The 22,566-nt window shown below is 56.4% G+C and carries 23 protein-coding genes, 1 tRNA gene and 1 pseudogene; 11 read left to right on the top strand and 14 right to left on the bottom strand.

Going from position 1 to position 22,566, the window contains the following annotated elements:
• Window positions 1-229: 229 nt before the first annotated feature.
• From ERD78_RS08195 to ERD78_RS08185, 3 genes are all read right to left on the bottom strand, one after another.
• Entirely contained in the window at window positions 230-826 is a 597-nt protein-coding gene (locus ERD78_RS08195; RefSeq protein ID WP_129968778.1) for a hypothetical protein, read from the bottom strand.
• 80 nt (window positions 827-906) lie between these two features.
• Window positions 907-1,455: a hypothetical protein gene (locus ERD78_RS08190; protein ID WP_129968777.1), complete on the bottom strand. Its 549-nt coding sequence runs from the start codon at window positions 1,453-1,455 to the stop codon at window positions 907-909.
• A gap of 522 nt (window positions 1,456-1,977) precedes the next feature.
• Window positions 1,978-2,361: a tautomerase gene (locus ERD78_RS08185; RefSeq protein WP_218940801.1), complete on the bottom strand. Its 384-nt coding sequence runs from the start codon at window positions 2,359-2,361 to the stop codon at window positions 1,978-1,980.
• Between the two features lie 264 nt (window positions 2,362-2,625).
• Here ERD78_RS08185 and ERD78_RS08180 point away from each other — a divergent pair, with 264 nt between their 5' ends.
• The 5 genes from ERD78_RS08180 to ERD78_RS08160 all read left to right on the top strand — a co-directional run bounded on the left by ERD78_RS08180 (window position 2,626) and on the right by ERD78_RS08160 (window position 5,966).
• Entirely contained in the window at window positions 2,626-2,964 is a 339-nt protein-coding gene (locus ERD78_RS08180; protein WP_129968775.1) for a hypothetical protein, read from the top strand.
• Window positions 2,964-3,380: a DUF2231 domain-containing protein gene (locus ERD78_RS08175; RefSeq protein WP_129968774.1), complete on the top strand. Its 417-nt coding sequence runs from the start codon at window positions 2,964-2,966 to the stop codon at window positions 3,378-3,380. The genes ERD78_RS08180 and ERD78_RS08175 overlap by 1 nt, the downstream gene beginning before the upstream one ends.
• A 70-nt stretch (window positions 3,381-3,450) precedes the next feature.
• Window positions 3,451-4,182, top strand: coding sequence for a GTP cyclohydrolase I (folE, locus tag ERD78_RS08170; RefSeq protein ID WP_129968773.1), 732 nt, complete (start codon window positions 3,451-3,453; stop codon window positions 4,180-4,182).
• Between the two features lie 51 nt (window positions 4,183-4,233).
• Complete coding sequence (locus ERD78_RS08165; RefSeq protein ID WP_129968772.1) at window positions 4,234-4,959, top strand: ferredoxin--NADP reductase; 726 nt, start codon at window positions 4,234-4,236, stop codon at window positions 4,957-4,959.
• 692 nt (window positions 4,960-5,651) lie between these two features.
• A complete protein-coding gene (locus ERD78_RS08160) occupies window positions 5,652-5,966 on the top strand; it encodes a thiamine pyrophosphate-dependent enzyme (RefSeq protein WP_129968771.1) in 315 nt (104 codons plus the stop codon).
• Window positions 5,967-6,007: 41 nt separating this feature from the next.
• Here the strand turns inward: ERD78_RS08160 and ERD78_RS08155 are convergent, their stop codons facing one another.
• The 6 genes from ERD78_RS08155 to ERD78_RS19755 form a co-directional block, all read right to left on the bottom strand.
• On the bottom strand, window positions 6,008-7,687 hold the full coding sequence (locus ERD78_RS08155; protein WP_129968770.1) for a thiamine pyrophosphate-binding protein: 1,680 nt from the start codon (window positions 7,685-7,687) through the stop codon (window positions 6,008-6,010).
• Between the two features lie 47 nt (window positions 7,688-7,734).
• On the bottom strand, window positions 7,735-8,607 hold the full coding sequence (locus ERD78_RS08150; RefSeq protein WP_245152384.1) for an SMP-30/gluconolactonase/LRE family protein: 873 nt from the start codon (window positions 8,605-8,607) through the stop codon (window positions 7,735-7,737).
• A gap of 39 nt (window positions 8,608-8,646) precedes the next feature.
• Entirely contained in the window at window positions 8,647-9,627 is a 981-nt protein-coding gene (locus tag ERD78_RS08145; protein ID WP_218940800.1) for a Bug family tripartite tricarboxylate transporter substrate binding protein, read from the bottom strand.
• Window positions 9,628-9,678: 51 nt separating this feature from the next.
• On the bottom strand, window positions 9,679-10,359 hold the full coding sequence (locus ERD78_RS08140; RefSeq protein WP_129968769.1) for a GntR family transcriptional regulator: 681 nt from the start codon (window positions 10,357-10,359) through the stop codon (window positions 9,679-9,681).
• Window positions 10,356-11,390, bottom strand: coding sequence for a TauD/TfdA family dioxygenase (locus ERD78_RS08135; RefSeq protein WP_129968768.1), 1,035 nt, complete (start codon window positions 11,388-11,390; stop codon window positions 10,356-10,358). The genes ERD78_RS08140 and ERD78_RS08135 overlap by 4 nt, the downstream gene beginning before the upstream one ends.
• A gap of 260 nt (window positions 11,391-11,650) precedes the next feature.
• A complete protein-coding gene (locus ERD78_RS19755; RefSeq protein WP_167668881.1) occupies window positions 11,651-11,797 on the bottom strand; it encodes a hypothetical protein in 147 nt (48 codons plus the stop codon).
• Between the two features lie 743 nt (window positions 11,798-12,540).
• Here ERD78_RS19755 and ERD78_RS08130 point away from each other — a divergent pair.
• Window positions 12,541-12,855 (top strand): type II toxin-antitoxin system RelE/ParE family toxin, encoded by a 315-nt coding sequence (locus tag ERD78_RS08130; RefSeq protein ID WP_129968767.1) that lies wholly within the window; start codon window positions 12,541-12,543, stop codon window positions 12,853-12,855.
• Window positions 12,855-13,154, top strand: coding sequence for a NadS family protein (gene nadS / locus ERD78_RS08125; protein ID WP_129968766.1), 300 nt, complete (start codon window positions 12,855-12,857; stop codon window positions 13,152-13,154). Before ERD78_RS08130 ends, nadS begins: the two co-directional genes overlap by 1 nt.
• Window positions 13,155-13,370: 216 nt before the next feature.
• Here the strand turns inward: nadS and ERD78_RS08120 are convergent.
• Together ERD78_RS08120 and ERD78_RS08115 are read right to left on the bottom strand one after the other, a co-directional pair.
• A tRNA-Pro gene (locus ERD78_RS08120) sits at window positions 13,371-13,447 on the bottom strand.
• 52 nt (window positions 13,448-13,499) lie between these two features.
• Window positions 13,500-14,777, bottom strand: a complete 1,278-nt coding sequence (locus ERD78_RS08115) for an adenosylmethionine--8-amino-7-oxononanoate transaminase (protein ID WP_129968765.1) — start codon at window positions 14,775-14,777, stop codon at window positions 13,500-13,502.
• Window positions 14,778-14,932: 155 nt separating this feature from the next.
• On the opposite strand from ERD78_RS08115, the gene bioF reads away from it, so the two are divergent.
• Window positions 14,933-16,132 carry an 8-amino-7-oxononanoate synthase gene (gene bioF, locus ERD78_RS08110; RefSeq protein ID WP_129968764.1) on the top strand — a complete coding sequence of 400 codons (1,200 nt, stop codon included), beginning with the start codon at window positions 14,933-14,935 and terminating at the stop codon, window positions 16,130-16,132.
• A 635-nt stretch (window positions 16,133-16,767) separates the two neighbouring features.
• A pseudogene (gene bioD, locus ERD78_RS20225) lies at window positions 16,768-18,251 on the top strand (dethiobiotin synthase).
• Between the two features lie 31 nt (window positions 18,252-18,282).
• Here the strand turns inward: bioD and ERD78_RS08100 are convergent.
• A complete protein-coding gene (locus ERD78_RS08100; protein WP_129968763.1) occupies window positions 18,283-19,650 on the bottom strand; it encodes a TrkH family potassium uptake protein in 1,368 nt (455 codons plus the stop codon).
• A gap of 4 nt (window positions 19,651-19,654) precedes the next feature.
• A complete protein-coding gene (locus tag ERD78_RS08095) occupies window positions 19,655-20,308 on the bottom strand; it encodes a potassium channel family protein (protein ID WP_129968762.1) in 654 nt (217 codons plus the stop codon).
• A 161-nt stretch (window positions 20,309-20,469) separates the two neighbouring features.
• Between ERD78_RS08095 and ERD78_RS08090 the strand changes: the two genes are divergently transcribed.
• Together ERD78_RS08090 and ERD78_RS08085 are read left to right on the top strand one after the other, a co-directional pair.
• Entirely contained in the window at window positions 20,470-21,582 is a 1,113-nt protein-coding gene (locus ERD78_RS08090) for an alkene reductase (RefSeq protein WP_129968761.1), read from the top strand.
• 80 nt (window positions 21,583-21,662) lie between these two features.
• The gene (locus ERD78_RS08085; RefSeq protein ID WP_129968760.1) at window positions 21,663-22,070 is read left to right on the top strand and encodes a BPTD_2524 family lipoprotein; all 408 of its coding nucleotides are present in this window, start codon (window positions 21,663-21,665) and stop codon (window positions 22,068-22,070) included.
• 34 nt (window positions 22,071-22,104) lie between these two features.
• Here the strand turns inward: ERD78_RS08085 and ERD78_RS08080 are convergent, their stop codons facing one another.
• On the bottom strand, window positions 22,105-22,563 hold the full coding sequence (locus tag ERD78_RS08080; RefSeq protein WP_129968759.1) for a GatB/YqeY domain-containing protein: 459 nt from the start codon (window positions 22,561-22,563) through the stop codon (window positions 22,105-22,107).
• Window positions 22,564-22,566 lie beyond the last annotated feature (3 nt).

Raw genomic sequence — 22,566 nt, 5'->3', positions numbered from 1 at the left:
TACGCTATGCTGCCGTCCGTGAGGGCCCGGCCGATTCTATCTGGTGCTGCTAAAACTACGCTGCGACTGACGAAGGCTTAGTATTATTTTGCAAAGCCAATTACCAACAAAGTTGCGATATTGGGCTTTTGTGGAATATTAAGTCGTCGGTGCATATTACGCAATTAATTGTTTCAAATATGTGATTGAATATAGGGTTTCCACGAATTTGCGCACAATTAATGGCATTTTATTGAATGGTGGTCAGGGTGCCGTCAGGATTAATGCGCTGGTGCACAGTGCGAGTTATATTGGCGCTGGCCAGGATGGGCGGCGGCGGGGCAATATTGTATTTATTGTCAAAGTTCGAGCACAGGCCCTGATAGCTCAATGCCTCGCGCACTTGATCGGACACTTGGCACAGCATGTCTATGGATGCCTGTCTGAGCCGTGCGGCGGTGACCGGATCCATCGATGCCACGGTGGCCGCAGCCTGCTGCGATCGTTCGAATGCTCTGAATAATACGCAGGATTTCTGTTCTATGGGGCCGGCGAGGTTGAATATGAATCCCGTCCAGCCTGCGCCGCCTCCGCCTGATACCGCGCAGCTGTCTGGACTGTAGGAGCCATAGAAGCTGTTGCCGCCCAGGCTCGGGGTGGTTTCTATACGCTGCGTACGGGGCGTTGCGGCTGAGTTGAATGTAATTTGCTGGGCATTGCCCGCGTTGCTTGCGCTGGTATTGGCCGAAGCCGTGGAGCCCGACGTGGACGTGTTATTCGTCGTCTGGGCATTCGCTACACCAAACCAGGCCAGGGCCAGCATGGCGGCGACGATCTCTTTCTTCATGGTAGTCCTCCTTTCGGGCTTGCGGGCGGCGGAGGCGTAAGCCCCCGCCAGCCGGCTGATGTTGCGGTGCGGATTAATTGTTATTCGCTACCACCAGCAACGGGTTGGACTGGACGGTAGACAGTAATGGGCGGGATATCGCCCATGCCGCCGAAGCCGCCAAACTCAGCAGTGGCAAAATTGCCAGCAATCCACGCATTGGTCGCAGTCTGGGCAACGCCGCCTGTGCCATTCATGAACTGGCCTTCTTCATTGACCAGTTTCTGGCCCGGTGACGTATATCCTATGCTGACGGACTTGGCCCACTGCGTATTGCCGGATGAGACATTGAGGCCATCTGGACTGATGTCGCCACTGACCCAGGAGTTGCCTGCCGTGGCTGAGTGGATTTTTTGCACACTGATGCCAGTACCCAGGACATAGGTTCCTGCCGCGGCGGCACCCATGGATGTGGAGTCTACGCTGCCGACGATGACCCCCGCAAAGCCCGACGTAGGCGCAGGATCTCCGCCGCCACCGCCCCAACCGCCACCGCCCCAACCGCCGCCGCCACCGCCACCGCCACCATGAGCGAACGCAAGAGACGACACTGCGCAAAGCGCTGCTGCAACTATGAGTTTCTTCTTCATGATTTACCCCTCCTGAGGGAGTTGTGAACCGGGTAAAGCCGACCCGGAGCGGCTCCTGCAAATTTTGAAAAATATTTAATTTATGGATACAGAAAAGTTAGTAAAAATGTTAGAGAGAGGTAGGCTGAAGAGAAATGCGCTGTACGTCTTAGGCGTGGGAGGGTTTTCGACTTAGGTGATTTAAGGGAAGCGTGATGCGGCATCAGGCCTACATCGTTTGGCTGATAGGTAAACAACCCTAGACGTAATGGCTTCCGGCATGAAGGGGGCTGCGGCGCTGGGAATGATCCGGCATCCGTCTGGGGGGGCGGGGGCCGGCAACCGCGAAGCAAACAGCGCCGCCTTGCCGAGGCGGCTTGCAGGAAGGGGCGGGATGAGGCGGTCGACGAAAGAATAAGGAATGGACAGCGGCGGGCGGACCGGCGATGACGGGGTGGGGCAGGTAATTATGCTTTCAGCCCATAGGCTTAAACCTGGGTTTAGGTGGCTAGTGACGCTTTGCGTGTACAGTAGCCGCCCGTTTTATTGTTCATCAGGCGTCCAATTGGGACTGTAGCCACTCAAGGCCGGATGATACATTTCGTCACCGGAATGCTGGGTGAATTCCACATTCAGACGGTCCTCGCGCAAGCCCAGTATCTCAATACAGTGCGCGCAAAGGGCTTTCGCAACCTGCATGCGCAGTTCGGGGGGCCGGACCGCACGGATGTCCAGAATCAACAGCGAAGCCGGTACAGCATCCTCTCCTTGGCCAGGTATACGCCATAGGCTGACCTGACCCAACTCGCGAATGGCGACGCTGATCCGCCGGATGTCGACAGACATGATAGTGGCATATGTGGCGCACATTCTTGAGTCAAGCAGCCTTTTGTCTTCGGTTGAATATCGGTCGTTCACATCGAGCAAAACAAGACCATCACCCCCGCCTATCTATGACTTCATAGATACTGACTCCATCAGCTAACGAGGGTCCACGGCCCAGGCATTTCCTGAAGCAGTTCGCGGGAAAAGTACGCCATATCTCATCGGCGGAAAAAAATATGAAATGAATGTCGCTGCGGTTGCATCCAATGAGTAAGACGGGGCGATTTACGTTTGGCGATATCTTGCGGCAATCCCGAGTCGATTGAGTCAGGGTAAATCCTTGTGTAGCGCTTCAGGAGAAATTAGATGTTCAACGCTGCTTTAATAGTTTTTGCGATTACCGCTCTGGGTGGACTGATGTTGGCTAAACGCGTCCTGCGTGGCCAGTTCGCGCCCTGGTTTCTTTCATTGCTGCACGCCTTGCTCGGTGCTGTTGGCCTTGTCCTTTTGATTATTCTACTGGTCCAGGAAGGGCCCTCGTCACAGACTGGGATCGGGTTTGGGCTGTTGGTGCTGGCAGCGCTGGGTGGTTTCTTCCTGGCCTCGTTTCATGTGCGTAAGAAACTACCTCCGAAGGCGGTGGTGGTCGTGCACGCGTCAGTAGCTGTTGTCGGCTTTCTGACTTTGCTCAGCGTGGTGCTTTGATGAGCCACCACCCACTACACCCCGCGCTCGTGCATTTTCCAATTGCCTGTTGGTCGCTGGCGACAATGACTGATCTGGCGGGCTTGTGGTTTGGGAAAATTGCTTGGCGCTGGTCCGCTGGCCTGCTGGCTGTCGGTTGTGTCATGGCGCTGTTGGCGATGGCGGCGGGTCTGATGGAGCTTGCCCGTGTGCCAGAAGGTGAGCCTATGCGCGATGCCTACGTGCACATGGGCGCAATGGCCCTTGCCCTGGCGCTATTTGGTGCGCGCCTAATGTGGGGTCTGGATGGCGCTCACCCTTTGGCGCCCGATGCGGTGTCCTTGATCCTTGATGCGGGTGGTTTCGCCGCGCTCGTTGCAGGTGGCTGGTTCGGCGCCCGGTTGGTGTACCTGCATGGTGTCGGGCGCGTGCGCTAGGGAAAAGCGCGATTCACACATCGAAGCGTTGGCCCTCATGAACAAACTAGAAAGAGGTTTGAAACTTCCCATGCTCGCTACATTCCCTTCCTCCCGCGTTGACAATGATTCCGACAGACCGGCCGCAGTGGTCTCCGATCGTATCCGCGCCCGGCTGATCGCCGCCAAGCATCGTTATCACGCCAACGACAATATCTCCGCATTCATCGAAAGCGGCGAACTGCAGGCGCTGCAGGTGGAGGTGCAAGACAGGCTGCGCGAGGTGCTTGATGCGCTGGTGATCGATACGGAGCGAGATCACAATAGCGCCGATACGGCCAGGCGCGTGGCCAAGATGTTCATTCAGGAGGTGTTTCGCGGCCGCTACGAGCCGGCGCCTGCGGTGACGGCTTTTCCCAATGTCGCTCGCTTGAACGAGTTGATGATCGTGGGGCCCATCAAGGTGCGCAGCGCCTGCTCGCATCATTTGTGCGCGATTATGGGCAAGGTGTGGATAGGCCTGCTGCCCAGTCCTGCTTCAGATCTCATCGGGCTGTCCAAATACGCCCGTCTTTGTGACTGGGTCATGAGCCGGCCGCAGATACAGGAGGAAGCCGTGGTCATGCTGGCCGATGAGCTGGAGCAGCGCATCAAGCCTGATGGATTGGCCGTGGTAATGCAAGCGAACCATTTATGCATGCACTGGCGGGGCGTGAAGGATGACGGGGCGCTTATGAAAAACTCCGTGATGAGAGGCGCGTTTCTGGGTGATGCGGCCTTGCGTCGTGAATTCTTGAGTCTACTGGATGTCGGGGACCAATAAGCATGCTCGGTAATCATCGCTTCTGCAATATATTTTGATAAAGGAAGAATCGTGACTACATATACAGTGCGCTTGACTGCGCGTGATGAAGTCGCCGAAGGCACGGTGGCGTTCCACTTCGATAAACCGGCCGGATTCATATTCAAGCCGGGCCAGGCCATCGATCTGATTGTGCCCCAGCAGGGGGTAGCCAACGATTCATCGCAGGCCCGTCACACCTTTTCCATTGCCACGGCACCTTTCGAGAATAAACTGGTCATTGCCACACGTATGCGCGACAGTGCTTTCAAGCGAGCGCTTGGTGCGCTCGTCATTGGCGCCGAGGTTCAAATCGAGGGCCCCTTCGGAACGCTGACTCTGCACAAGAATATGGAGCGTGCCGGGGTATTCATCGCGGGTGGCATCGGCATCACGCCCTTTATGAGTATTGTCCGAAATGCGGTGGAGCAGGGAATGCCGCAAGCCCTGACCTTGATCTACACCAACCGTCGGCCCGAGGACGCCGCGTTCCTTGCCCAGCTGCAGCAATGGGCGCGGGAAAACCCGGCCTTTCGCCTGGTTGCCACCATGACGCAGATGGATCGGTCATCACAGGCGTGGCATGGCTTGGCCAGTCCAGTGAATGGCGATCTCGTAAAGTCGGTGATAGAGACATTGTCGTCGCCGATTTTTTATGTTTCAGGCCCACCGGCAATGGTTCAGGCGATGCACGCCACACTCGCCGATGCCGGCATTGACGAGGATGATGTGCGTAGCGAGGAATTCTACGGTTATTGAGTTTGTGCTTGCAGCCGCCGGCAACCACCTGAAATCCAGAAGCACTTGATACAGCCATCGACCAGCGATCCGAACGAGCGGCGATGCGCGCGTGGTCCGCAGGGTCTGAAACGTTACCCGTAGCGTTATGCTCGGCTTGACACAGGTGCATAATACTGTCAGCCATGATCGCACCATCCGCTGTCGGCCCGTATGATCGGGACTGGTGTTGTGGCAGCTTATCGCTTGGCCACTGTGCGGATGATGACGATTCGTTGCTTGAAAGCATAAGCTTGCCGGACTCGAGATTCCGCGTTATCGACGACTCCGCGATCGCATTGCCGATGGGCAGCAAGGAATTGAGACTAGCACGGATGCTGAGGCAATCGCTCGGGTCACCGTTATATTGGCGTGTTCATTTCAAAGACCCTGAACTCTTTTTGAGTCGAGGGTTTTTTCATGGGCAATTGTCTTGTGCGAGTGCTGGACCGTGATGCGACCTTTGGCAGACTTTTGCCAAGTTTTTGGTTCGATCAGTATGAGGGCGGATCAAGCTGAAACATCCATCAGCACACAGGTCCAGAGTTGTGATAAGCCACGGGACATGGCATATCCTGCCTGTTCGAGCCGAGCCTGCGCGCTCACCACATTTTTGCATTGATCTCTTTCATGACATCAATTTCAAGGTCACGATCCATTAACAGCTTGCGCGACTGCACGTTCTCCACCTCCAACGCTTTGATCCGACACCGTGTGTCTTCAATAGTGCGGTATCGGGGTATGTAAAAGCCTTGCAGCATTCGGTATATGGTGCGGGTGACTATCAGTCGTCGTCCGAACTGCACGAAATGAAGTATGCCGACATCGCTAATAGCATGGGCTGCCTGGGTTTAGGTGTGGAAGATCCTGAGAAGCTGGGCGACGCTTTTGAGCAAGGGCTCTCCAACAAAACCGGGCCTACCGTTCTGGATATCGTCGTCATGCGAAATCCAGCACGCATGCTGTTGCGGAGGATAACCGTATCATGAATGTCAATAAGGGAGATAGGCCGATTTGATTAGGAGCATCTTTACGTCGATGGGCTCCAGGGTAATGGTGCCAGAGCATCAGGATCGGTGACGACATCCAGGACCACAGGCACGTCAGCACTAAGTGCATTGGCGAAAGCGTCGGGAAACTGTCCGGGATGCTCGACACGCAGGCCCATGCATCCCATTTCATTTGCGATGGCCGCAAAGTTCGTGGGCAAGTAATTGTGGATCTCTGCGCTGTTGCCAGTGCGGCCTTTGTAAGCCTGATCGATGGCACGTGCTCCCTGCGCAAGGCAGCTGTTGTTATTTACTACGGTAATTGTGTTGAACTTCCATCGTAGTGCGGTTTCGAGCTCGAGCATGTGATACATGAAACCGCCGTCCCCAGTAAAACATATTACTGGTAGGTCGGGACGGGCACATTTCGCACCCAGCGACGCAGGAAATCCCCAGCCCAGCGAGCCGGCGGCGCGGTAGTAGCGCTGCTTCTGGTGCTCCATATACACGAGCGTACCGCTCCATTGTGATGAATAGCCCGTATCGGATATAAGGATTGCATCAGCTGGCAGGCAGTCACTAAGCTCCTTGCAGAGGCGCTCTGGGCGAATCGGAACCGCATCGCTGTTGCGTAGCGGTGCAACGGCATCTTTCCATGCTGTCACATACTGCGCCACCTGTGCCAGCCACTGTGTACGGCTGGTGGGCGCCATCACTGCGGTGAGCTGTTCAAAGATCAGACGGACGTCACCAGGAATTCCAACTGTGTTCTGATAGTTACGACCTAGCTCAGCGGGATCGCAATATATTTGAATGATTTGTGTTCCTTCACAGGGAAGGGTCCAGTTATTGGATACCTGGTCGCCTACATTGCTACCCGCGAAAATCACTAAATCGGCAGCGGAAACGACCTGGTTCGCACAGTCACGCGAATAGGTACCTACGATCCCCGCGTTAAGGGGGTGGCTTTCAGTAAGTGTGCTCTTGGCGTCGAGGGAAGACACAATCGGAATGGAAAGCTGTTCTGCGAACTCCAGGACTGTCGCCTCTGCATTCGAGACGGTCACGCCGATATCGGCAACAATGACCGGCCGTTCTGATGCCTCAATGAGTTTTGCCGCCTTGGTGATCAAGTCTGGATGGCCAGGTGATCGCAGCGCTGGAAACTGCGAGAACTCATTTGGTGTACTCACTGTGCCATAGTTGTGTTTGGCCGATCCGATGATATCGCCGGTATGTCCTGCGATGTCCAGGTGTACGGGACCCGGCTGTCCAGTGGTCGCGTCTCGAAAGGCCTGCCGCAGCAGCAAGGACAGTTGTTCCGGCGCCTCGACCTTCGAGCTGCGCTTCGTCAATGCATTGAAGAAAGGCTCATGCGGGATCTCTTGGTAAGCGTTTCGGTATTGCATCGTGGCTGTCTGGCGTCCGGTCAGCGCAATGACAGATGACTGTCCAAGATAAGCATCTTGTAAGCCGGCCGCCAGATTTGATGCGCCTACAGATTGCGACATGCACACTGCGGGGCGCCTTGCTATGCGCGCATAGCCGTCAGCCATATAGGCTGCCCCTTTCTCGGAATGGGCAAGAATGCGCCGGATGCCCAGATCTTCCATTTCAACCAGTGCTTGTCGCAGTATGGCGTCCATAAAAAACACATGGTCAACTTTGTGCGCCACGAGCGTTTCTGAAATGAACCGGCCGCCTGAAATGAGCTTTTCCATCTAAGTGGTTCTCCTGTCGCCTGATTGCTGCGTATACATGTTCGAGTTCATCCGCGTAAAAGCGTCTCTGCAACACCAGTTGTACCGGTGAGCGCGGCGAATAGTGCGCCGGCTAGTGGTTGATTACCCAGTTGTTCTGATGTGAGGCCTTGTCTGGCGGTCGTGATGTATAGCGTATCCAGGCGTGGGCCGCCAAAAGCGCACGATGTCACGCCAGACACGGGTAGTTCGATAATTTGGTCTATTTCGCCCCTAGGTGTGTACCGGACAACCCGCGATGCGTGTACTTCCGCATTCCATAGGCATCCGTCAACATCGACAGTCGACCCATCGGGCCGGCCCGGATGATCGTGCATATCACGAAATACCCGAGGATTGCTTGGCACGCCGTCATCTGGGTCAAAGTCATACACCATAATTTTTTTTGTCGGTGTATCAGCAAAATACATCAGGCTGCCGTCTGGGCTGAAGGCCAGAGAATTCGGAATTGTGATGCCGTTGACAAAACTTCGGCACTTGCCTTTTTGTTCTATGCTGTACAGGGTTCCAGTTGGTAGTCGATCTCCATCGTTCATGCTGCCCACCCAAAAACGGCCTTGCCGATCGCATTTTCCATCGTTCAGGCGGTTATTGGGTAATGTGGGCTCAGGATCAAACCAAAGCTCTGTGGCACGAGATTGAGTGTCGTACAGGTACAGACCTGACTTCATGGCCAACAGCATGCCGCCGGCTTCGCGCTCGCAAAAGCTGCCGATATTTTCTCGCATCGTGTGCGTTTGCACATCACCGTTAGCTGGGTCGTAGGCATAAAGAGCCGGTGCTCGTACATCAATCCAGTACAGCCTCTGATCGCGGTCAGACCAGATCGGCATTTCGCCCAAAGTATCTTCGCTACGGATTACGCACTCAACAGCAACCATGGGCGTCTCCGGTATAAGTAACATCTACGCGCAAAGAGATCATTGCTTACCTTTCGAGTCTAGTGATTCCGCTACAGCACCCCAGCGCCTTTTTTCGTCCTTGAGGTATGTACCGAAGTCGTCGGGCCCCATAAATGCAATACGCGTATCTGCCGATTTCAGCTGCTTTTGCACTTCGGGCTTGGCCAGCGCCCTTTGCATGGCGTTGGCAAGCTTCTTGATTCGTTCAGGTGGCGTGCCGGCTGGTGCGTTAAATCCAAACCAAGACAATGCTTCGACGTTTTTGTATCCACTTTCGATCACGGTGGGGATATCTGGTGTGTCAGGGTTGCGCTCATCGCTTGCTGTTGCGAGCGCCCGCAGCTTTCCTTCCCGGACGTGCCCGGTAACATTGCTTGCGGCAAGTATCGACATGCCTACCCGACCGGTGAGCAAATCGGGAATGATGGGTGGCGCGCCCTTATATTGCACGGCCTCCAGCTGGATGCCGGCGGCATTCGCAAACATTTCTACGGCCATTCTTTGTGTTGATCCAAAGCCAGGGCTGCCATACTGTAAATGGTTGTCGCCGGCAGCCTTGGCCATGTCTACATATTGCTTAAGCGTTTTGGCGGGCGAACTCGCTGGTACAACAAGAATGTTGTCAGTTACGCCGACACGGGCAACCGGCATAAATTGCTCGGGGGACCAGCGGCGGCCTGTTTCCAGGAATTGGTTGATGAGTAGCCAGGGGCCCGTGGCCAGTAGGGTGTATCCGTCAGGTTCAGCGCGGGCAACTGCATCGGCGGCAATATTCGAATTGCCCCCTGGTTTATTTTCTACTACCACCGTGCTCTTTAATTGATTCGTTAACTCGGTAGCAATGACGCGGGTAACAATATCTGTAGCGCCACCTGCGGAATACGGAACAATGATATTAATTGGTTTGTCCGGCCAATTGTTCTGCCCAATCGCTGGTGTGCTTGCTGCGCCAAATAGGACGAATACGCCCAAAGTTGCTACTGCGTGATTGAATTTCATAGCATGTCTCCACACTGGTTATGAATGGTACTTACTGCGTACGTGCAGTTCTTATAGCTTTTGTAAGGGGTGATCGAGCAGTTGAAGGGCGAATTCCTTGGAGGCGATCATTATGCTTTGCGCGGCCTGCTCGGCAGCCTGAGCATCATGCTGTTCAATGGCTGTGGAAAGCTCACGCCAGTATTTATTAGAGTCGAGCCGGCGTTCGATGGTGGATGTGCCCAGGTAGCAGTAATGCCAGAACATTTTCTGGCGTATGTTGTCCATGATGTCCCGGAGGTACCGGTTATCGATGCTGTTGTACATCATCATGTAAATATGGTTGGTTTGCCGCTTATAGGCTTTCTCGTCGCAGCCTGCATCAGTGGCAGCAATCAGACTCTTGATTTCGGCCTGTATCGCTGCTATATCATTTGGCGAGCCGCTCTTTGCCACGTGCCTGGCGCACAGGCCGAAAAGGTCGGCGCGGGCATCGAACAACTCATCAATTTCAGTTCGTGTAGGCTCTACGACACGCGCACCTTTCCAAGGCAGGATTTCGATTAATCCTTTACGCTCAAGAATGCGAAACGCCTCACGTAGAGGTGCCCGGCTAATACCAATGCTTAGCGCAATTTCTTGTTCTTTTAGACGTTCACCTGGTCTATATACTCCAGTAACGATGTCGTCAGTCAGCTTCGCAACGATCTGGTCTGGTAAAGATAAAAAGCGGTTTGGCAGCGGTTCGTTCATGAGGCAGCAGACACCGTCGAAGTAAATGCATTGTTCTGTCTGCGAGCATACGAAGGACCGAACTCACGGGTCTCTGCGTATATAGGCGGCAGCGGTCTGCCATTTTCCAATGTGAGCCAGACGCGCAGAAGATGACGACGCATATTTACATCTTCATGGTCCTGGTAACGAGTGCGGGAGTGCAACAACGAGTAGTTGTTACCGATCTGAATATCACCGGGCTGCATAGTGAATGCTAGGTGCATGGCCGGGTCTGCGCAAATGCTATCGAACATGTCCAGGGCCTCGCGCTGCAGGGAGGTCAGGCGGGGGACATCGTCAAAACGCTGCGCCAGTTCAATATAGCGTCGTTTGTACAGAACATTCAGCAAACCATCGTGTTCGACAAACACAGGTAAGACTTGGACCTTTTTGTCGAGTGCATTTTGCGATCTGGCATCGAAATAGAACGGCTCCTGAAGAATCCGGGCAAGATCGGGGCGCTTATCAAGAATGGCATTAAACAGGGCACCTGCGCTCATTAGCTTGCTGATGCCTCCCTCACGGGCCGTTTTGAGGCAAAGAAGCATGAAGGCATCCCCGCCGTCATTATGAAATTTGAGCTCGTCGTCTGTTTCATAACCTCGCGTTGATTCGCTGGTTTCTACGCGCTTGCCCGTATTGGTTACGCTGTGCATAAGGCTTTTGCACATATCTTGAGGCTCTGGATACCCCAGATGCACGGCAAGGCCCCATATGATCTTGCGAGATTCTTCCAGAGTGAAGTGGCTGACTGGCAGACCACGCAGCAAGGCGAACCCCCGGCCACCTTCTATCTCGTTCCTGAGGTTGGCTATGCGCGGCCCTAAGGTCGGAAGAGGAAAATCTTCTTTCGTGATGTCAAACAAGTCCAAGTTTTGGGCCCCAACAGTAGAGACTGCTTCGGACAGTTCACGTATGTCGTCTTCCGTGAACTGAGTAATCCAGTCGTCTGTCTTTGACAATTCGGCCCCTGCCCAGACAGCAGGCCCCTTTACCGGAATTTGCATCATGACTGTCCCTTTCAAATTTCATATTGATCAAGAATAGATTATAGTATTGTCGACAATTGGATAATTAAGGGTATACCCGAAGGTTGCCGTGGGTGACTCCAGATCGGTAACGGAGTCATTCCCTGGCAAGTCGCGTAGGTGGAGGGTTGAAAGATTTGGTTGTACCGCTCGACGACTGACTTTATTGATTCAATCAAATCGTTGCAGTCTTCTTCACTGATAGGCAGCGATGCGTGTGTAAAAAAGTGACTTTTTGACGATCAGGGGTGAGCGCTGATATTTGCAAGTCCAGCCATATTGAGAGTATTCGTATCGCTGTCGAGCTGGCCGTTAAGGGTTTGGTCAACAATGCCAGCCTTTGCCGCTTCAAGAACCTCCTTGAAATCAGCTAGCAACACAGCCGCCATCTTCCCGATTTTTCTATCAGAGCGGACAATGAGCAATGCTCAAAGGGTTGCCAGATAATGATGCCGTCATCCAGCTCAGTTTCCTGATCATCAACGCGGTCAGTCAGGCGCAGGTAAGCCTGATAGCTACTCTCCGTACTGACTTTACCATCGATGCACAGATAGCTCCGCGTAGCGAATGCGAGTGCTTCCGGTTCCATCCGGCGTGCTTTGCTTCTCATAGCGTACCTTTATGCCCGGGGCAACGACTTCACCACTAGTCAGGACTTGCCTGATGACATACCCTTGCTATCGCATTGGGCCAGACGCAGGCCTCATTGACACCCCGCAGCTTGATTAAATCATGAAGAACGTATACAACGCCCTTGCTGGCCAGATGCAAGAAGAACCGTATGCTGCTGAGCCTTGCGCAAAGCAAGCATGCGCTGGATGCGTCACACGCACGCTACCCACCCTTTGCAGAAGAATGTGAAACTCATAACCGCTTGAGACAACCTCGGCCACGCTTCTCTGAGCGCTACAAATATCTACACCCATACCGAAATGGTTGGTCGCCACAGGGAGATGGAAGCCTTCGTCGGCTCGCTGTAGAAACCGTAATGCAATTCACCCCGTAACCTGAAACGTTACCTGTAGCGTAACCGGTAGCGCTACAGGTTTCCGGCTTTCGCTAAATCCTGATAGGCGTCGATTCTTCTCATGCCAGGATTGTTTTGTACGTCAATGACGTATAAAATGTCGTAATGGAATTCATTGAAACCCCGGTGTTCACAAAGCTGATCACTGCCTTGTTGTCAGATGAGGAATACGCTGGTCTTCAGAATCTGCTAATCGAAAATCCGGCGCGAGGAGATCTCATTCCGGGCGGAGGCGGTATTCGGAAGGTTCGCTATGGCCGACAAGGCATGGGAAAGAGTAGCGGAATCCGAGTGATCTACTATTGGATTAGTGAAGATCAACAAATCTACATGTTGGTCGCCTATCCAAAGTCCCGAAAGGACAACTTAACGCTTGGTGAGATAGCGGCACTGACCGAACTGGTAAAGGAGCTTCGATAATGAAGAAGGGCGATACCCTATTTGATGATTTGCAAACCAGTCTGAAGCAAGCGGTTGCTATTCGCAAAGGCGAGCTGGGGCCATCGCGTGTGTTCAAGGTTGAGACGGTTGATGTCAAGGCGACCCGCGAGAAAACGCATTTGTCGCAATCTGAGTTCGCGCGGGCCATTCACGTTAGCGTCCGGACGCTTCAGAACTGGGAACAAGGCCACCGCAATCCTACTGGTCCCGCAGCCGCTCTACTGAAAATTATGGCGAATGAACCCGAGATGGTTGTGCGTGCGCTTCAGGCGTCGTGACACGCCCTAAAGGTGCGGTGGATGGATAAGATCCGCATAAATATTACTTCCCGAAAATCTGTCCTCTTTGGAGGACTTTTTGGCGCTCACAATCCTTATTCTGTGCCAGTTTCCGGCTCACGATCTATTGTTTTCAGTGGACCTAAAAGTGGACCCAAAGGCTAAAAAAAAGACAAGGGCTTACAAGCTGGAAAACTTGTAAGCCCTTGATAATGCTGGTCGGGACGGCGGGATTCGAACTCGCGACCCCTTGCACCCCATGCAAGTGCGCTACCAGGCTGCGCTACGCCCCGAAAGACCGAGAGTATATCCTACCCAAATGGATTTAACAAATCAGCGCACCGCTTAGCAGTCCCGGGCATCCAGGGTTGCGAGGACGTCATGAATTGTGGACGCCAGGTAGGCGAGATCCTGGGCGTTGATGGTCAGGGACGGCGTCAGATACACGACATTGCCAAAAGGGCGTATCCATGTTCCGGCATCGATGAATTGTCGGCGCAGTGCAGCCAGATCAACGCTGCGAGAAAGCTCGACGGCGCCGATGGCGCCCAGTACACGCACATCGCGGACAACCGGTAGTTCGCTGCACGGTGCAAGGCTTTCCCGTAATGCATTTGATATTTCCTGCGCCTGGCGCAGGCGTGGTTCGTGTTCGAAAAGATCCAGCGAGGCATTGGCTGCCGCACAGGCCAGGGCATTGCCCATGAAAGTGGGACCGTGCATTAGGGCATGACTGGGATCGTCGGACCAGAATGCTTCAAATATATGGCGCTTTGCTACGGTGGCGGCGAGGGGTAGGGTGCCACCAGTCAGCGCTTTGGAGAGCGTGATGATATCCGGTTGCACGTCGGCCTGCTCAAAGGCGAACATACTGCCGGTGCGGCCGAATCCGGTGAATATCTCGTCAAATATCAAGAGAATGCCGTGCTGGTCCGCGAGTTGACGCAATGTCCGTAAAACAGCCGGATCGTGCATGCGCATGCCGCCCGCACCCTGCACGAGAGGCTCGACAATCATGGCGGCCAACTGCGAGCCATGGGCCTGGAGCCACGCCCGCAGAGCGGCGGTCTCGTCTTCGTCTATGGGCAGCGGCAGGGCGGTGTGACCTGGCAGTACGCTGCGGAACGCGGCGTGCATGCCTACTTCTGGGTCGCAGAGGGCCATGGTGCCGAAGGTGTCGCCGTGATAGCCATGGCGAAAGGCCAGAACTTGCTTGCGCTGAACTTCCCCTTGATTGAACCAATATTGCATGGCCATCTTCACGGCCACTTCGACCGATACGGAGCCGGATTCAGTAAAAAAAACGCGTTCCATGCCGGCTCCCAGCAGCTTGCACAGGCGATGCGCCAGCGTGAGGGCCTGCTCATGGACGAGGCCGCCCAGCATGACGTGCGGCATTTGTTCGAGCTGAATGCGGATTGCATCGGCGATATGGGGGTGGTTATAGCCATGGCAAGCGGTCCACCAGGAGGCGACGCCATCAATCAGGCTGCGGCCATCCGCCAGCTCGATGCGGCTGCCGCGTGTGCGCACGACCTGGGGCGGTGCGGAAACGGTCTTCATTTGAGCGTAAGGCAGCCAGATATGGGGGTAGCCCGCAGTCATCCAGGAGGGTTCATTCATGGGTGGCACTCTGTGCATGTTTGGTGGAAAATAATGGCGCTGCGGCCGGACTGGCGCAAGACGAACTTGTTATGATCGCATGCCGGCGTGCGTGGCGCATAGTGCCATATCTTGTGCCGCCGCTCTTCCTTCCAGAACCACCGCTGCATCCATTCATGAATCGATTCGATCACTTGTTCATTCGGCATCTGAAGATGGCCGAGGAACGCCATCAACGCCGCACCGTCAGGGCTATGGTGCCGCAGGACAATGGCCGTGTCAGCATTGACGGACGCAGCCTTCTTAATTTTTCAAGCAACGACTATTTGGGGCTGTCGCGCCATCCTGATCTCATTTCGCGCGTACGGCAATGTGTCGCGCAGTATGGGGTGGGCGCGCAGGCTTCCCGCCTGATATGCGGCACATCAGACCTGCATGAGTCGATCGAACGCAAGCTGGCCGCGGCCAAAGGGGTTGAGTCGGCGTTGTTGCTTGCCTCGGGATGGCAGGCCAATGCTGCCGTCCTGCCTGCCATATTGCAGGCGGGCGGCGAGCCGCGCCGTTCAGCGCTGGTCTACACTGACAGGCTCAACCATGCCAGTCTGCATCATGGCTGCCAGGCAGCAGGCGTGAAGCAGATACGCTTTCGCCATAACGATCTGGATCATCTCGACGCATTGCTGGCCGCCGATGCCAGACGATCCGCCCAACGTTTTATCGTCACTGAAAGCGTATTCAGTATGGACGGCGATTGCAGCGATGTGCAGCGCCTGGCTGATCTGGCTTCCAAGTACAACGCTTTTCTTTACCTGGATGAGGCCCATGCAACAGGCGTCATGGGCCCCCGAGGTATGGGCCTGTCGGGTTTGGCGCCGGGGGGAGTCGATCTTGCGATGGGCACCTTCAGCAAGGCACTGGGTGGATTCGGCGCCTATGTGGCGGGATCGCGGGCGTTATGCGATTACCTTGTCAGCCGCTGCTCGGGGTTCATCTACACCACGGCCTTGCCACCAGCCATACTGGGGGCTATCGACGCCGCTCTGGATCTGATCCCGCGGATGGATGCCGAGCGCAGCCGGCTTGCCGGCCATGGGCGAATGCTGCGTGACGCCCTCCATGACATGGGGCTTGAAACCAGCGCATCGGCCTCGCAGATCGTGCCTGTCTTCGTGGGTGACGAGCAGCGCGCTTTGGCATTGAGCGCACATCTCGCGCAGGCAGGCGTGCTTGTCTCTGCCATACGGCCGCCTACTGTTCCGAAGGGAGGCTGCCGCCTGCGCATTGCCTTGAGTGCAGCCCACAGCCGAGAGGATGTCCAGTTTCTTGTCGATGCGCTGCGCGAAGCGCTGTTGTGCAAAATCGCGCCGCTCCCATGATGGCGCGCCCCACATTGCTCTTTGTGCACGGATGGGGATTTGATTCCGCTTTCTGGCAACCGCTGTGCGATGCCTTGTCCGACTGGCCCCAGGCGATGCTGGATCTGGGCTATTTTGACGGCCATGCACCGCAACCTGATTTACCGGAGGGGCCGCTGGTATGCATAGGCCATTCCTTTGGGTTCATGCACGCGCTGGGCCTGGCGCCTGAGCAAGCTGTTGCCTGGATCAGCATCAATGGGTTTCCTCGCTTCAGTGCATCGCAGTCTTTTCCGGAAGGCGTCGCACCGAGGCTTATTCAGCGGATGATACGGCGCATGGAGACGCATCCGGCCGAAGTGGTCGATACATTCAGGCAGCGTTGCGCCGCCGGCCCGGCCATGCGGAAACCTAATGCGGATACGCTGCGCCGGGATTTATTACGTCTATTGAATGAAGATCGGCGCGCCGATCTGGGCAGCCTGGGCCGGCCGCTTCTGGCGCTGGCGAGCGAGGATGACGAAGTGGTGCCGCCGTCTATGACACGTGCAGCCTTCGAGCCCGCACTCCTGCGCTGGCATGTGGATGGAGGCCATCTGCTGCCGCGGTCAGATGCGCAATGGTGTGCCTTGCGCATCCGCGAGTTTCTGCGAGGGCTGCCAGATAAGGTCGACAGGAAACGCACGATTTCCGGCCGCTTTGCCGCCGCGGCAGGGTCCTATGATGCCCATGCGCGCTTGCAGCGCGAGGTGGCGGGCCGCCTGGCGCAGTATATTGCGGCGCTGCGTCTTCCTCCACATCCGCGCATTCTGGAAGTGGGATGCGGCACCGGTCTGCTGACCCGGGCTCTGGGCGGGGTTTTCGGGAAGGCGGATTGGACGATTACCGATATTGCGCCGCCCATGACCCGGGCGGCGAGCCAGCGCGTCGCGCTGAATGGCACAGTGCGCTTTCGGATACTGGATGGGGAGCATCCGCAGGCGTTTCAGGACCAGGAGCCTGACGCGGAACCAGGCGACTACGACCTGATCTGCTCCAGTATGGCGATACAGTGGTTCGATGACGTCCGGGCCGGGCTTGGCCGCCTGGGCGGTATGCTCACGCCCGGCGGACATCTCGCTTTTGCCTTGCCTTTGAGGGGCACATTTGCGGAGTGGCGCGACGCGCATGCGCGTTTGGGGCTGGCGGCTTCGACACCGGCCTTTCCTGGCCTCGAGGACATCCAGGCCCTGACGCCGGGCATCGAAAACCAGATCGTGGAAACGGTTATGGTGCAGGAGCACGGGTCGGCACTGGCTTTTTTACGCGGTCTCAGGCATGTGGGCGCGACAATGCCCGCAGCCGGCAGTCGGCCCTTGAGCAGTGCCCAGCTGCGACAGGTGTGTACTCAGTTTGACCGGATGGGAGCCCGTGTCAGTTATCGGATTGGCTTTGGAATCTGGAGCAAGGTATGAGCGCTACTGTATTGAAACAAGCAACTCGTGGTGTGTTTGTCACCGGCACCGACACCGATGTCGGCAAGACGGTCGTATCGGCCATTCTGGCGCGGGCCTGGGGTGCCGATTACTGGAAGCCGTTTCAGACCGGCCTGGCCAGTGCCTCCGGTGACACTGAAACCGTTGCCTCGCTGCTGGGCTTGCCATTGCCAGGAGGTGGCGCAGCCGGGGAGGGCGGACAGTGCGTCCATGCGCCGGCTTGTCTGCTCCAGGCCGCGCTGGCGCCGTGGGCAGCAGCCAGGCTCGAGGACGTGATTCTGGATGCTAGGCGTGTGCGCCTCCCGGTCACGAGGATGCCACTGGTGGTGGAAGGGGCTGGCGGCCTATATGTGCCGATTGACGAGCACACCATGATGATAGACCTCGCAGTCCACCTCGCCTTGCCGGTGGTGCTGGTTGCGCGCAGCACGCTGGGCACGATCAATCATACGCTGCTCAGCTTGCGGGCATTGCGCAGTTGCGGCGTACCGGTGTTGGGTGTGATTCTGAATGGCCCACCATCCGCAGGCAATTGCGAAGCCATCGAACGCTTCGGCGCGACGCGCGTGATTGCACAGCTTGCGCCCATGGCGCGGGTCGATGCCTCATCGGTCGACAAGGCGGCAAGCACCATTCCAGGCCTGGACGGGCTGCTTGCGTCCTGAGGTTTGTAATACGGGGCTTGTGGCGTTAGCGTCAGCCGACCTGGAAGTCCGCTTCCGGATACCGGACACGGCTGCGCTGCTGCGTAGCGATGCTGTATACCAAGGTCAGCGGGCCTATACGGCCTGCAAACATCAATGCGACCAATAACAGCTGGCTGGGTCCGGACAGTGAAGGTGTGATGCCGCGGCTCAGGCCGGTAGTGCTGACGGCGGCGATCACCTCGAACAGAATATCCACGAAGTGAGCCTTCTCGAAGATGGTCATAATCAGTGTGCCTGCAAAGACCAGCCCCGCCGACACCAGCAGGAGCGCCAGCGCCTTTTGGACGGTCTGGGGTGCTATTGCGCGCTTGAGCAGCACCACTTCTGCGCGCTGGAATATATAGGATCGCGCCGCCGCCAGCAGCACGATGAAGGTACCCAGCTTGATCCCGCTGGACAGGCTAAGCGAGCCGCCGCCTATGAACATCAGCAGCATCATGATCAGGGCTGAACTGTCGTGCATCCGATTGACATCAATGGTGCTGAAACCTGCCGTGCGTGTCGTGATCGTTTGCATCCAGGCGGCCAGCGCCTGTCCGTCCCAGGTCAATCCGCCAAGCGTATTGGCATTGCCATACTCCAGTATCCAGATGGCGGTAAAGCCAACCAGGTTCAGAATGACGGTGCCAAGCACCATGATGCGGGTATAGGGCTGCAGGCGCGACCAGCGGCGCTTGCGCCAGATATCGCTGATCACGGTGAAGCCCAGGCCGCCCAGCATGATGGCGAAGGTGATGGTGAGCACGGTGACGGGGTCACTCACAAACTGGGCCAAGCTGTTTGGAAACAGGGAAAAGCCCGAATTATTGAAAGCTGCGATGGCGTGAAAGATGCCACGGTATATTGCGGTTGGCCATGGATATTCCCGGGCCCACCAGAGCGCCAGGATGGCGGCGGCAATTATCTCGATAACCAATGAGATGCGCAGGACAGAGAATGCCGTCTGGCGCAGCTTGGACACGCTGGTCTGGTTGAATGCCTCCAGGGCAAGCGCCTGGTGGCGCAGGCTCATGCGCTTGCCCAGCGTAATGGCCGACACAACGGCAAATGTGACATAGCCCAGCCCCCCCAGCTGTACCAGCGAAATCAGGACGATCTGGCCGAATTGGGTCAGATCGATGGCCGGATCGACCACCGCCAGACCCGTGATCGTAACGGCTGAAGAGGCCATGAAGAATGCGGAAAGCAGATCGAGCGGATGGCGCGCCGATATGGGCAGGTAAAGAAGCAATGTACCCAGGGCGATCAGGGCAAAGAAGCCCAGGGCCAATATCTTGGGCGGGCTGGCGCGCAGCAGGCCGGTGCGCCGCATACGCATATAGGACTGATAGCCATGAATGGGAAGCCAATTGCGCATCGTTTCAGGCCAGCTTGGGCGCGATATTCTTCAGTGCGGATAGTTGCCCAAGCAGAACCAGCACATCATTGGCCTGCAATGCCGTGTCGCGGGGAGGGTGGGGCGTGACCTCGGTCTTGCGCTTGAGGACCAGGACATGAATGGCGCCGTCCACTTCCTTAAGGACGCTGTCCAGGGCAACACCGTCCAGCTTCTCGCTGACATCGATCTCCACCACGAATTCGCCGTTGCCGATGGAAATATAATCATTCACCATGGGATAGCTCAGTACCTGGGCCACACGTATGCCCATTTCCTCTTCGGGATGGATAATGCGGTCGACGCCCAGCTTGCTCAGGATGAGATGCTGAGCATGTGACGAAGCCTTTACCCAGATTGTCTTGATGCCCAGCGATTTCAAATGCACTGTGCATACCAGGCTGGCCTGCACATCCTCACCGATGGCCACCAGCACCACGTCATAGTTGTCCAGGCCGAGCTCTTCCAGCGCGGCTCTGTCTGTGACATCGGCAATGACAGCACGGGTGAGATGGTCGGCGTATTTGTCCACGAGCTTGCCGCTGGTGTCGACGGCGAGCACCGAATGCCCCAGTTTCATCAGTTCGAGCGATGCGGCTGCACCGAAGCGGCCAAGACCGATAACAGCGAACTGTGCCATGCAATTTTCCTTCCCGTTTGAGTTATGCGCTTGAATTGACTACGATAGCCGATTGGCATTAGGGCCTGAATTCTGGTAAAAACCCTTATGGACAATTTGTCCTATTGTGAAATTTGGCCAGTCTTGCATCTTGGCTGACCTGCAGAACGGCTGTAGATTCAATGACAACAAATTTGTTTGATCCCATCAAATTGGGTGCCTTGGCACTCGACAACAGGATTGTAATGGCACCCCTGACGCGCAATCGGGCGTCGGAAGGTCGCGTTCCCAACGACATGATGCGGCATTACTACTGCCAGCGGGCTACAGCCGGCCTCATCATTTCTGAAGCCACATCCATTTCTCCCCAGGGTGTGGGCTATCCACACACGCCGGGCATATGGTGCCGCGCGCAGGTCGAGGGTTGGCAGCGCATTACACGTTCCGTTCATGAAAAGGGCGGCAAGATAATACTGCAGCTGTGGCATGTCGGGCGGGTATCCGACCCCGAGTTCCTCAACGGCGAAATCCCTGTGGCGCCCAGCGCCATAGCCTGCGAAGGCAATGTCAGCCTGCTCAGGCCCAAGCGCCCCTATGTGGTGCCGCGTGCCCTGCATGCGGAGGAGATCAACCGCATCGTGGCCGATTTTGCCGAAGCAGCCCGCAAGGCTCGGGAAGCGGGCTTTGATGGTGTCGAGGTGCATGGCGGCAATGGCTACCTGCTGGATCAATTTCTTCATGACGGCAGCAACAAGCGGGACGATGAGTATGGTGGCTCGGTGGGAAACCGGGCCCGTTTTTTGCTTAAAGTCGTGGACGCCTGCGTGGGCGTGTGGGGGGCCGGTCGTGTTGGCGTGCATCTTTCGCCTGGCGGTGGCGCACATGCCATGCACGATTCCAATCCCTCGGCGCTGTTTTCCCATGTTGCCCAGGCGCTCGGTGAGCGCCGCATCGCATTCATATGCCTGCGCGAGGCATTGGGCCAGGACAGCCTGCTCCCTCAGCTCAAGCGCCTGTTTGGGGGCAGCATCATTGCCAACGAGGGCTTTGATGCCGATAGCGGCCAGCGTATTCTGGCCAGCGGCATGGCCGATGCCGTGGCATACGGCAAGGCATTCATCGCCAATCCCGACCTGGTTCAGCGGCTGAAAGAAGGCGCGCCTTTGAACGACTGGGATCCTGCCACCTTCTACACCGGTGGAGTCAAAGGCTACACCGACTATCCCGCCTTGTCCTCCATCGATGCCTGCTTGGCGCCCGAAGAAAAAAATATGCCATATCGCGCCACGGCGTGATAACTTTCACTGAAGGGTCTGTTGCGCTCCCGCCGGGAGCCCTGCGGGCCGTTCAATGGACATGAAAGCGGGAGGCAGCGGTGAAAGCGCTTGTTTTCGCGATGGCGGCGGTGCCCATGGTGCTGGCCGCATGTGCGGGCATAGAGTCGGACGATGATTCGCCCAGCATTACCTATACCGTGCCGCGTAGTTACCAGACAGTCTATTTGCGTGCGCAAAACCAGGCGGATGAATGCTTGCGCGGCCACAAGGCCTACGATGTTTACGCACAAGTGAATCCGGCCTTGCAGACCGGCGTGGTTTCGGTACGCGGGCCACTGGGAGACATGGAAGTGGCCCGCACGGAGCTCAAGGCCCTGGATCCCAGCCACACCGAAGTCACGCAGCAGGTTTGGGGCCGCGGCCCCTGGAACCAGGAAGCCCTGGAGGCCATGCGTCAATCGGTGTTGATGGATATGTCGCTTTGCACATCGTACATGCGCAAGTGAATGGGGAAAACGGCCGTTTGAAGACGGCCGTTGGCTACATCAGCCTGGCCTTGACCTGTGCGGATACAGCGGCCATGTCGGCTCGGCCGGCCAGCCCGGCCTTGAGCAGCCCCATGATTTTTCCCATTGCGGGGCCGCCGCTCAATCCTTGAGCCTTGACCTGATCGATGGCGACTGTGATAGCGGCCTCAACTTCTTCAGCGGTGGCTGCTTGCGGCAGGAATTCCTGCAGCACAGCCAATTCTGCCTGTTCCTGAGCCGCGGTTTCCGTGCGACCGGCCTGCTGGAAGGCGGCGATGGATTCGCGTCGCTGCTTGACCTGTTTCTCGATAATGGCGGTGACTTCCGTATCGCTGAGCGTTTGCCTGCTGTCCACCTCTTTCTGCTTGATGGCGGCTTGCAGGAAGCGCAGAGTGCCTAGACGAGCGGTATCGCGGGCGCGCATGGCGTCCTTAACGGCCTCGGAGATTTGCTGCGTGAGCGAAGTGCCCATGAT

This window comes from Allopusillimonas soli (genome assembly GCF_004153445.1).
GTDB lineage: Bacteria > Pseudomonadota > Gammaproteobacteria > Burkholderiales > Burkholderiaceae_B > Allopusillimonas > Allopusillimonas soli.
This window is presented reverse-complemented; position numbering and strand designations above follow the sequence as displayed.

Coding starts and splice junctions, on each gene's coding strand:
- ERD78_RS08150 (WP_245152384.1), bottom strand. CDS start 8,607: ATGGTTGCTGTTGAGTGCGTAATCCGTAGCGAAGATACTTTGGGCGAA.
- bioF (WP_129968764.1), top strand. CDS start 14,933: ATGAATCGATTCGATCACTTGTTCATTCGGCATCTGAAGATGGCCGAG.
- ERD78_RS08180 (WP_129968775.1), top strand. CDS start 2,626: ATGTTCAACGCTGCTTTAATAGTTTTTGCGATTACCGCTCTGGGTGGA.
- nadS (WP_129968766.1), top strand. CDS start 12,855: ATGAAGAAGGGCGATACCCTATTTGATGATTTGCAAACCAGTCTGAAG.
- ERD78_RS08095 (WP_129968762.1), bottom strand. CDS start 20,308: ATGGCACAGTTCGCTGTTATCGGTCTTGGCCGCTTCGGTGCAGCCGCA.
- ERD78_RS08115 (WP_129968765.1), bottom strand. CDS start 14,777: ATGAATGAACCCTCCTGGATGACTGCGGGCTACCCCCATATCTGGCTG.
- ERD78_RS08130 (WP_129968767.1), top strand. CDS start 12,541: ATGGAATTCATTGAAACCCCGGTGTTCACAAAGCTGATCACTGCCTTG.
- ERD78_RS08195 (WP_129968778.1), bottom strand. CDS start 826: ATGAAGAAAGAGATCGTCGCCGCCATGCTGGCCCTGGCCTGGTTTGGT.
- ERD78_RS08140 (WP_129968769.1), bottom strand. CDS start 10,359: ATGAACGAACCGCTGCCAAACCGCTTTTTATCTTTACCAGACCAGATC.
- folE (WP_129968773.1), top strand. CDS start 3,451: ATGCTCGCTACATTCCCTTCCTCCCGCGTTGACAATGATTCCGACAGA.
- ERD78_RS19755 (WP_167668881.1), bottom strand. CDS start 11,797: ATGGCGGCTGTGTTGCTAGCTGATTTCAAGGAGGTTCTTGAAGCGGCA.
- ERD78_RS08135 (WP_129968768.1), bottom strand. CDS start 11,390: ATGATGCAAATTCCGGTAAAGGGGCCTGCTGTCTGGGCAGGGGCCGAA.
- ERD78_RS08080 (WP_129968759.1), bottom strand. CDS start 22,563: ATGGGCACTTCGCTCACGCAGCAAATCTCCGAGGCCGTTAAGGACGCC.
- ERD78_RS08100 (WP_129968763.1), bottom strand. CDS start 19,650: ATGCGCAATTGGCTTCCCATTCATGGCTATCAGTCCTATATGCGTATG.
- ERD78_RS08145 (WP_218940800.1), bottom strand. CDS start 9,627: ATGAAATTCAATCACGCAGTAGCAACTTTGGGCGTATTCGTCCTATTT.
- ERD78_RS08190 (WP_129968777.1), bottom strand. CDS start 1,455: ATGAAGAAGAAACTCATAGTTGCAGCAGCGCTTTGCGCAGTGTCGTCT.
- ERD78_RS08175 (WP_129968774.1), top strand. CDS start 2,964: ATGAGCCACCACCCACTACACCCCGCGCTCGTGCATTTTCCAATTGCC.
- ERD78_RS08090 (WP_129968761.1), top strand. CDS start 20,470: ATGACAACAAATTTGTTTGATCCCATCAAATTGGGTGCCTTGGCACTC.
- ERD78_RS08155 (WP_129968770.1), bottom strand. CDS start 7,687: ATGGAAAAGCTCATTTCAGGCGGCCGGTTCATTTCAGAAACGCTCGTG.